The 9,001-nt window shown below is 67.8% G+C and carries 8 protein-coding genes; 4 read left to right on the top strand and 4 right to left on the bottom strand.

Annotated features, from left to right (window positions below; genetic code table 11):
* Window positions 1-511 precede the first annotated feature (511 nt).
* The 3 genes from rpsT to mutM form a co-directional block, all read right to left on the bottom strand.
* Complete coding sequence (gene rpsT / locus NBE95_RS10645) at window positions 512-781, bottom strand: 30S ribosomal protein S20 (protein WP_289893868.1); 270 nt, start codon at window positions 779-781, stop codon at window positions 512-514.
* A 147-nt stretch (window positions 782-928) separates the two neighbouring features.
* Window positions 929-1,705, bottom strand: a complete 777-nt coding sequence (locus NBE95_RS10640) for an enoyl-CoA hydratase (RefSeq protein ID WP_289893867.1) — start codon at window positions 1,703-1,705, stop codon at window positions 929-931.
* 106 nt (window positions 1,706-1,811) lie between these two features.
* A complete protein-coding gene (gene mutM / locus NBE95_RS10635; protein ID WP_289893865.1) occupies window positions 1,812-2,657 on the bottom strand; it encodes a bifunctional DNA-formamidopyrimidine glycosylase/DNA-(apurinic or apyrimidinic site) lyase in 846 nt (281 codons plus the stop codon).
* 99 nt (window positions 2,658-2,756) lie between these two features.
* Between mutM and ubiE the strand changes: the two genes are divergently transcribed.
* The 4 genes from ubiE (at window position 2,757) to NBE95_RS10615 (ending at window position 7,835) form a co-directional block, all read left to right on the top strand.
* A complete protein-coding gene (gene ubiE, locus NBE95_RS10630) occupies window positions 2,757-3,533 on the top strand; it encodes a bifunctional demethylmenaquinone methyltransferase/2-methoxy-6-polyprenyl-1,4-benzoquinol methylase UbiE (protein WP_289893864.1) in 777 nt (258 codons plus the stop codon).
* 1 nt (window position 3,534) lies between these two features.
* A complete protein-coding gene (gene ubiB, locus NBE95_RS10625) occupies window positions 3,535-5,073 on the top strand; it encodes a 2-polyprenylphenol 6-hydroxylase (RefSeq protein WP_289893863.1) in 1,539 nt (512 codons plus the stop codon).
* A 64-nt stretch (window positions 5,074-5,137) separates the two neighbouring features.
* Entirely contained in the window at window positions 5,138-5,956 is an 819-nt protein-coding gene (locus NBE95_RS10620) for a TIGR00282 family metallophosphoesterase (RefSeq protein ID WP_289893862.1), read from the top strand.
* Between the two features lie 100 nt (window positions 5,957-6,056).
* A complete protein-coding gene (locus NBE95_RS10615; protein ID WP_289893861.1) occupies window positions 6,057-7,835 on the top strand; it encodes an SLC13 family permease in 1,779 nt (592 codons plus the stop codon).
* Window positions 7,836-7,906: 71 nt separating this feature from the next.
* Here NBE95_RS10615 and NBE95_RS10610 read toward each other — a convergent pair whose 3' ends face one another.
* Complete coding sequence (locus NBE95_RS10610) at window positions 7,907-8,971, bottom strand: 3-deoxy-7-phosphoheptulonate synthase (protein WP_289893860.1); 1,065 nt, start codon at window positions 8,969-8,971, stop codon at window positions 7,907-7,909.
* Window positions 8,972-9,001: the final 30 nt, after the last annotated feature.

Here is a 9,001-nt window from a genome sequence, read left to right as displayed (position 1 = left end):
CTCGCCCAGTTCCGTCTCTTGTCCCCATGCCCGCCGAAATCCTCCGGCGTGAGGCGATTCGATGGCGCGGCCCGAACGGACAAGCCTCGGCAACAGAACGCCCCGCGCCACCGAAGCGGCGTGACAGGGGCCGTCCTGCGGCCGAAACGATTAGACACGCGCACGATGCCGGTGGCAGCCGGTTCGTGCATTATCGGTAGCGGATCGCTGTGATCCTGCTGCCGCTCTGACGGTTGGCAGAAAAGGCCGCCCGTTCTGAGCATGTCCCCCAGGCGCGACGGTGAATCGCAGGGAACAAGCTAGCAAGAACCCGCGTCAGCCAGCAACCGATCTTCGCGCTTGACAGTCACTTTGCCGGATCGAATCTCGCAAGCCTGCAATATTGCTGAGACAAAACGCAACCGGCTGGAAATCATGGGAAAAACCGGAGGCCCCATATGGGGAAGGGCGCGTCCGGGTGGAACGCGCCCCAAGTCATTGCTACCGACAGTTGCGTAAATGCCGCAGCCGATCAGGCGGTCGCCAGGGCCTTCACCCGGGCCGACAGGCGCGAGATCTTGCGGGCGGCGGTGTTCTTGTGAACGACGCCCTTGGTCACGCCGCGCATCAGTTCCGGCTGGGCGCTCTGCAGGGCTTCGCGGGCGGCGTCGGCATTGCCGCTGGCGATGGCTTCCTCGACCTTGCGCAGGAAGGTGCGGATGCGCGAGCGGCGGGCTTTGTTGACGGCGGTCTGGCGCTCGAGCTGGCGGGCGCGTTTCTTCGACTGGGGCGTGTTGGCCATGGGTCCTGTTCTCTTTCTCGTATCTCGATTACGCAAAAGCCCCACGGCACCGTCCGAAAGCGGACGGTCATGATTCTTGCCTTAAGCGGGCCCACGCGCATGTAAGCCCGGGCCTATATCGCGGCCCGGGCGGAAAGCCAAGCAGAATCAGCGGTCGCGGAATTGCGGCTCGCGCTTTTCCAGAAAGGCGGCCATGCCCTCCTTCTGGTCCTCGGTGGCGAACAGCGCCTGGAAGCTGCGGCGCTCGAACAGCACGCCCTCGCGCAGCGTGGTCTCATAGGCGCGGTTGACGGCCTCCTTGGCGGTGGCGACGGCGATCTGGCCCTTCTCGGCGATCTTCTTCGCGGTGGCCAGCGCCTCGGGGATCAGCTTGGCCGCCGGCACCACGCGGCTGACCAGACCCGAGCGCTCGGCCTCGGCCGCATCCATGAAGCGGCCGGTCAGATGCATCTCCATCGACTTCGACTTGCCGACGAAGCGAGTCAGGCGCTGGGTGCCGCCGATTCCGGCGATGACGCCCAGGTTGATCTCGGGCTGGCCGAACTTGGCATTGTCGGCACAGAGGATGAAGTCGCAGGCCATGGCCAGTTCGCAGCCGCCCCCCAGCGCATAGCCCGAGACGGCGGCGATGATCGGCTTGCGGGTGGCGGTGATGCGGTCGATCTCGTCGCCGAAGATGTTTTCGTTGTACACCTCGACGAAGCTCTTGCCGGACATCTCCTTGATGTCGGCGCCGGCGGCGAATGCCTTCTCGCTGCCGGTCAGGACGATGCAGCGCACCTTCTCGTTCCGGTCGGCCTCGGCCGTCGCCTCGGCCAGTTCCCCCATGAGTTGAGAGTTCAGTGCGTTCAGCGCCTCGGGCCGGTTCAGCCGGATCAGCGCAACATAGTCGTCGATCTCGACGGTGAGGGTCTGGTAAGCCATCGACTCCTTGCCTTTCGCAAACAAGCTGACCGCGACTCGTAACAAATGCGCGACCGCAAGGCCAGCGCGCTTCTCTGTTGATCAAATACCCCCGCCGGAGGCGGCTTCAGCCCTGGCAGAGCGGGCAGAAATAGCTCGACCGGCCGGATTGCACGATGCGCTGCACCGTGCCCGCGCAACCCGGCGTCGGGCAGGGCGCCCCCTCGCGGTCGTAGACGCGGAAGGAATGCTGGAAATAGCCCAGCTCGCCCGTGGCCTGCCGGTGGTCGCGCAGGGACGAGCCGCCGGCGGCGATCGCCTCCTCCAGCACGGCGCGGACATGGCCGACCAGCGCCGCCACTTCCGGCGCCGCGACCGCGCCGGCCAGCCGGCGCGGGTCGATCCCGGCGCGGTGCAGCGCCTCGGAGACGTAGATATTGCCCAGCCCGGCCACGATTCGCTGGTCGAGCAGCGCCGCCTTGACCGGCATGCGCCGCCCGGCGAAGGCCCGTTCCAGCGCCCCGGGGGTGAAGGCCTCGGACAGCGGTTCGGGGCCCAGATGCGCCAGCAGCGGATGCGTCACCCCCGGCGCCACCAGGTCGACCATGCCGAATCGCCGCGCGTCGTTGAAGGTGATGCGCGTGCCCAGGTCGGTCCACAGCACCACATGGTCGTGGCGCGGCAGGATCGCCGGGTCGCGGTGGAATTCGCCCTGCGATTCCCCCTCGATCAGCATCCGCCCCGACATGCCCAGGTGCAAAAGCAGGCTGCCGCGATCCTCCAGATCGGCCAGGATGTATTTCGACCGGCGGCGCAAGCCGATCACCCGCGCGCCGGTCAGCACCTGCACCAGATCCGGCGGCAAGGGCCAGCGCAGGTCGGGGCGGCGGGCTTCGGCGCGGGCGATCACCCGCCCCTCGAGATGCGGCTGAAGGCCGCGTCGCACGGTTTCCACCTCTGGCAGTTCTGGCATTTTCTTCCCGTTCGTCGCATGGTGCGGCCCGCGTCCCCGGTATGGCGCGCGGCGCGCTTTCGGACTATCTGGGCGCGAAACGACGGATGGACAAGCGATATGAGCCCTGACGAGCGCGGCAAGCCCGGCGGCAACAGCAACGGGGAAACCCATTTCGGTTTTCGCACCGTGGCCGAAAAGGACAAGGCCGGGCTGGTCCATGGCGTATTCTCCCGCGTCGCCTCGCGCTACGACGTGATGAACGACCTGATGAGCGCCGGCATCCACCGGGTCTGGAAGACGGCGATGATGGACTGGCTGGCGCCGCGCGACGGCCAGCATTTGCTGGACGTGGCTGGCGGCACCGGCGATATCGCCTTCCGCTTTCTGGAACGCGCTCCGGGTGCCCGCGTCACCGTCTGCGACATGACCGAGTCGATGCTGGTCGAGGGCAGGAAGCGCGCCGAGGCCGGCAAGCTTGCGGACCGCCTGGCCTGGGTCACCGGCGATGCCATGCGGCTGCCCTTCGCCGATGACAGCTTCGACCGCTACACGATCAGCTTCGGCATCCGCAACGTCACCCGCATCCCGCAGGCGCTGGCCGAGGCGCGGCGCGTGCTCAAGCCCGGCGGCCGGCTGCTGGTGCTGGAGTTCAGCCAGATGCCGGTGCCGATGCTGCAATGGCTCTATGACCGCTACAGCTTCAACGTGATTCCGGTCATGGGGCAGATCGTCGCGAACGACCGCGACAGCTATCAGTATCTGGTGGAATCGATCCGCAAGTTCCCCGATCAGGAAACCTTTGCCGAGATGATCCGCGAAGCGGGCTTCGGCCGCGTGCAATGGCGCAACCTGTCGATGGGCATCGCCGCGCTGCATTCCGGCTGGAAGCTCTGACATGCGCGGCCCGCACAACATCTGGCGCCTGATCCGCACCGGCGCCACCTTCGAACGCACCGGCGCCATGAAGGTGGCGCTGGACGCGGCGGACGCGCCCGCCCGCCTGCGCGTCGCGGCGCGCATCCTTGGCTGGCCCTTCGCCTGGCTCGGCTACAAGGGCGACCCCGCGTTGCCGCCCGTCACCCGCGCCATCACCGCGCTGGGGCCGGCCTATGTGAAGTTCGGCCAGATCCTGTCGACCCGGCCGGATGTGGTCGGGGTCGAGCTGGCCGACCAGCTTTCCATGCTGCAGGACCGACTGCCGCCCTTTTCGCAGGACCAGGCACGCCGCACCCTGCGGGCCGAGCTGGGCCAGCCGGTCGAGGCGCTGTTCGACGCGTTCTCCGAGCCGGTGGCGGCGGCCTCGATCGCCCAGGTCCATCGCGCGCGCCGCGCCGACAACGGCCGCGAGGTCGCGGTCAAGGTGCTGCGGCCGGGCATCGAATCCGCCTTCCGCCGCGACATCGACGCCTTTCACTTCGCCGCCGGGATGATCGAGCGGCTGTCGCCCGCCACCCGCCGTCTGCGGCCGCGCGATGTGGTCGCCCATTTCGAATCGGTGGTCACCGGAGAGCTGGACCTGCGGCTGGAAGCCGCCTCGGCTTCGGAATTCGCCGAGAATACCCGGGGCGACGAGGGGATGAAGGTTCCCCGCCCGCATTGGCATCTCAGCGCCCGGCGGGTGCTGACCACCGACTGGGCCGAGGGCACGCCGCTGGGCGACATCGCCGCGCTGCGCGCCGCCGGCCACGACCTGCCGAAACTGGGCGAGCGGGTATTGCAACTGTTCCTGTGTCACGCGCTGCGCGACGGCTATTTTCATGCCGACATGCACCAGGGCAATCTGAAGGTGGCAAGGGACGGCGACGTCGTCATCTACGATTTCGGCATCATGGGCGAGATCGACGAATATACCCGCCGCGTCTATGCCGAGATCCTGATGGGCTTCATCCGCCGCGACTACGATCGCGTGGCGCGGGTGCATTTCGAGGCGGGCTACGTGCCGCCCGACCGCGACATCAAGGAATTTTCTCGCGCGCTGCGGGCGGTGGGCGAGCCGATTTTCGGCGCCGATGCCAGCCAGATCTCGATGGCGAATCTGCTGGCCTATCTGTTCGAAGTGACCGAGCGTTTCGGCATGGCCACAAGGACCGAACTGATCCTGCTGCAGCGCACCATGGTCGTGGTCGAGGGGGTGGCGCGCTCGCTCGACCCGCAGATCAACATGTGGCAGGTCGCCCGGCCGGTGGTGGAAAGCTACATCCGCGACAACCTGGGGCCCAGGGCCGCGACCCGCGATCTGGCGCGGGCGGCGCAGGTGCTGGGCCGTTTCGCGCCGCTGCTGCCGGAATTCCTGGAACGCCGCATGCCCGAGCTGCTGCGCGAGCCGGCCGCCCCGCCGCCTCCGCCCCGCCGGGGCCGGGGACTGGCGGTTGGCATGGCGCTGGGGGCCGTCGCCGCCCTGGCGGGCACGGCGTTGGGGGCTTTTCTGGGTTGAGGCCCGCCACCGTCACGCGGCGGCGGGGCTTGAGGATGCTGCTGCTTTGGCCTAACGCTGGCGCATGCGGATTCTCTATCTTGGCGATGTGATGGGGCGCGCCGGCCGGCGCGCCATTTCGGAAGGGCTCGGGCCGCTGAAAGCGCGACTGGGGGTCGATTTCGCCATCGTCAACGGCGAGAATGCCAGCGGCGGCATGGGTCTGACCGGGGGACACGCCAAGCTCATACTCGATTCGGGTGCAGATTGCGTGACACTGGGCGACCATGCCTTCGACCAGAAGGAAATGCTGTCTTATATCGAAACCGAGCCGCGCATCATCCGGCCGCTGAACTATTCCAAGGTCGCGCCCGGCCGCGGCGCGCGCGTGTTCGACGCGACGCGCGGCCGCAAGGTTCTGGTGGCGCAGGTTCTGGGTCAGGTGTTCATGAAACGGCCCTTCGACGACCCGTTCTCGGCCATCGATGCGGTGCTGAAGGCGCATCCCTTGGGCGGGCTGGTGCAGGCCAGCGTGGTCGACATCCATGCCGAGGCCACCAGCGAGAAGATGGCGGTCGGCCATTGGTGCGACGGTCGCGCCAGCCTGGTCGTCGGCACCCATACCCATGTGCCCACCGCCGACACCATGATCCTGAACCGCGGCACCGCCTACCAGACCGATGCCGGCATGTGCGGCGATTATGACAGCGTGATCGGCATGGAAAAGACCGAGCCGCTGCGCCGGTTCCTGACCGGCATGGCCTCGGAACGCTTCACCCCGGCCGAGGGCGAGGCGACGCTGTCGGGCGTGCTGGTCACCACCGACGACCGCACCGGCAAGGCCACGGCCGTCGAGGCGGTGCGGGCCGGCGGCCGGCTTTCCGCCTCGCCGATTTTCGCCTGACTGCGGCCGGTCCGGCGCTTTCGCTTGCGACGACAGGGGAAATAATTCTATTACCCCATCGAATGGGCCGTGATTAACGGTGCCTCTGGACAGGACTTGCATGTTTGGTTTTGCACTGACCGGAACGAACGCGGCGATCGCCATGCTGATCATCGTGACCATCATGTTCATCGAGTTCATCCGGGAACGGCGCCCGCCCGAGGTCGTCGCGATCGGCACGGCCGCGATGTTGATGCTGCTGGGGCTGTTGCCGATCAAGGACGCGGCCTCGGTGCTGTCGAACGCGGCGCCCTGGACCATCGCCTTCATGTTCCTGATCATGGGCGGCCTTTTGCGCACCGGCGCGCTGGAAATCATGTCGCGGCTGGTGACGGCGCGGGCCGACAGCCATCCCCGGCTGACGCTTTGCGCGCTGTTCGGCTTCGTCATCATCGCCTCGGCGATCATGAACAACACGCCGGTGGTGGCGGTGATGATCCCGATCTTCATCCAGCTGGCGTTGCGGCTGGGCGCCTCGCCGTCGAAATTCCTGATGCCGCTGAGCTATTTCACCATCCTGGGCGGCATGATGACCCTGATCGGCACCTCGACCAACCTGCTGGTCGACGGCGTGGCGCGCGAGGCCGGCATGACCCCGTTCTCGATCTTCGAGATCGCCCCGGTCGGCATCGCCATCACGCTGGCCGGCATCGCCTATTTCGTGCTGATCGGCTGGCGGCTTCTGCCCGAGCGCACCTCGCTTGCCGGCTTCCTGGGCACGCGGCGCGAGATGAAATACTTCACCGAGGTCGCCATTCCCGAGGATTCCAGCCTGGTCGGGCTCGAGGTGCTGTCGGCGCCGATCTTCAAGCGCGATTCGGTGCGGGTGATCGACGTGCTGCGCGGCGATGCCTCGCTGCGCCGCAACCTGGCCGAGGTGGTGCTGGAGCCGGGCGACCGCGTGGTGCTGCGCTCGGAAATGGCCGAGCTTTTGGAGATGCAGGAGAACAAGAATTTCCAGATGGTCGACAAGCTCAGCTCGGTCGCGACCGAAACCGTCGAGGTGCTGATCTCGCCCGGCGCGCGGCTGATCGGGCGGCGGCTGGGCGACATGCGCCTGCGCCGGCGCTATGGCGTCTATGTCCTGGCCGCGCATCGCCGCAGCCAGAACATCGGCCGCCAGCTTGACGACCTAGTGGTGCAGACCGGCGACACGCTGCTTCTGGAAGGCGCGCCCGAGGACATCGCCCGCCTTGCCGCCGACATGGAGTTGGTCGATGTCTCGCGGCCCTCGGCCCGGCCGTTCCGGCGCTCGAAGGCGCCCATTGCCATCCTCTGCCTGCTGGCCGTGGTCAGCCTGGCGGCGCTGGACGTGGCGCCGATCATGGCGCTGGCCTTCATCGCCGCGGCGATCATCCTGATCACCCATTGCGTCGATGCCGAGGAGGCGTTCGCCTTTGTCGATGCAAGGCTGATGGCGATGATTTTTGCCATGCTGGCGGTGGGCGAGGCGCTGGAACATACCGGCACCGTCAACCTGGTGGTGGGGTTCGTCGCACCCTGGCTGCAGGGGCTGCCGCCCTTTGCCACGCTGATCGCGGTGTATTTTCTGGGCCTGGTGATGACCGAGGTGCTGTCGAACAACGCCGTCGCGGTGCTGCTGACGCCGGTGGCCATCGCTCTGGCCAAATCCCTGGGCCACGACCCGCGCGCCTATGTGGTGGCCGTGATGTTCTCGGCCACCGTCGCCTTCGCGACGCCCATCGGCTACCAGACGCATCTGATGGTCTATGGCCCCGGCGGCTACAGGTTCAGCGATTTCGTCAAGGTGGGGGTGCCGCTGGACATCATCTGCGGCATCGTGGCCTGCCTGACGATTCCGCTGTTCTGGCCGCTGTAACCGCCCGTTCGCGGTGGAAAGACGCGGACCGGCCGCAACCGGCCGGACCGCATCAGCCCTCAGCCCGCCGGTCAGGCGGCGATGCGCAGCCGGCCCGCCGCCGTTTCGGCCAGGTCCCGCAGCAGGGCGCGGGTCTCCTCCCAGCCGATGCAGCCGTCGGTGATGCTCTGGCCATGGACCGGGGTTTGGCCGGGAACCAGCTCCTGCCGGCCGGCGACCAGGTTGCTTTCCAGCATGACGCCGCGAATCCGCGTCTCGCCGGCGCGGATCTGTGCGGCGATGTCGGCGATGACCGCCGGTTGGCGGGCCGGATCCTTGCCGCTGTTGGCATGGCTTGCGTCGATGACGATGCCGGGATCGATCCCCGCTGTCGCGGCGGCTTCGGCCACGGCCGCGACATGGCCGGCGCCGTAATTCGGCCCGCCATGGCCGCCGCGCAGCACGACATGGCAGGCATCGTTGCCGGTTGTGGTGGCGATGGCCGCGCGACCATCGGCGGTGATGGCCGGGAAGCTGTGCGAGCCGGCGGCCGAGCGGATGGCGTCCAGCGCCACCTGCACCCCGCCATCGGTGCCGTTCTTGAACCCGACCGGGCAGGACAGGCCCGAGGCGAGCTGGCGGTGGATCTGGCTTTCCGTGGTGCGGGCGCCGATGGCGCCCCAGGCGATCAGATCGGCGAAATATTGCGGCAGGATCGGGTCGAGGAACTCGGTCGCCGCCGGCAGGCCCATGCGGTTGATCTCCAGCAGCAGGCGGCGGGCCAGCGGCAGGCCGTCCTCGATGCGGTCCGAGCCGTCCAGATGCGGGTCGTTGATCAGCCCTTTCCAGCCCACGGTGGTGCGCGGCTTTTCGAAATAGACCCGCATCACGATCTCCAGCCGGTCGGCAAGCGCATGGCGCAGCGCGGCCAGCCGCGCGGCGTAATCCAGCGCCGCATCGGGGTCGTGGATCGAACAGGGGCCGGCGATCACCAGCAGCCGGCCGTCGCGACCGGCAAGGATGGCGCGGATGGCGGCGCGGCTGTCGGCCACGATGCGTGAGATCGCCTCGTCGCGCGGCAGGCTGGCGGCCAGCGCGGCGGGGGCGGGCAGGGGGCGGAGCGTGTCGATATGCAGGTTCTCGGTCTGGATGGGCATGGCTCTTTCCTTGTGGAGAGGCCGGACCGG

The organism is Paracoccus sp. TOH (assembly GCF_030388245.1).
In the GTDB taxonomy this organism is placed as follows: Bacteria; Pseudomonadota; Alphaproteobacteria; order Rhodobacterales; family Rhodobacteraceae; genus Paracoccus; species Paracoccus simplex.
This window is presented reverse-complemented; position numbering and strand designations above follow the sequence as displayed.

Bases quoted from the DNA above. Each gene is read 5' to 3' on its own strand.
- rpsT (WP_289893868.1), bottom strand. From the start codon at position 781: ATGGCCAACACGCCCCAGTCGAAGAAACGCGCCCGCCAGCTCGAGCGC.
- NBE95_RS10640 (WP_289893867.1), bottom strand. From the start codon at position 1,705: ATGGCTTACCAGACCCTCACCGTCGAGATCGACGACTATGTTGCGCTG.
- mutM (WP_289893865.1), bottom strand. From the start codon at position 2,657: ATGCCAGAACTGCCAGAGGTGGAAACCGTGCGACGCGGCCTTCAGCCG.
- ubiE (WP_289893864.1), top strand. From the start codon at position 2,757: ATGAGCCCTGACGAGCGCGGCAAGCCCGGCGGCAACAGCAACGGGGAA.
- ubiB (WP_289893863.1), top strand. From the start codon at position 3,535: ATGCGCGGCCCGCACAACATCTGGCGCCTGATCCGCACCGGCGCCACC.
- NBE95_RS10620 (WP_289893862.1), top strand. From the start codon at position 5,138: ATGCGGATTCTCTATCTTGGCGATGTGATGGGGCGCGCCGGCCGGCGC.
- NBE95_RS10615 (WP_289893861.1), top strand. From the start codon at position 6,057: ATGTTTGGTTTTGCACTGACCGGAACGAACGCGGCGATCGCCATGCTG.
- NBE95_RS10610 (WP_289893860.1), bottom strand. From the start codon at position 8,971: ATGCCCATCCAGACCGAGAACCTGCATATCGACACGCTCCGCCCCCTG.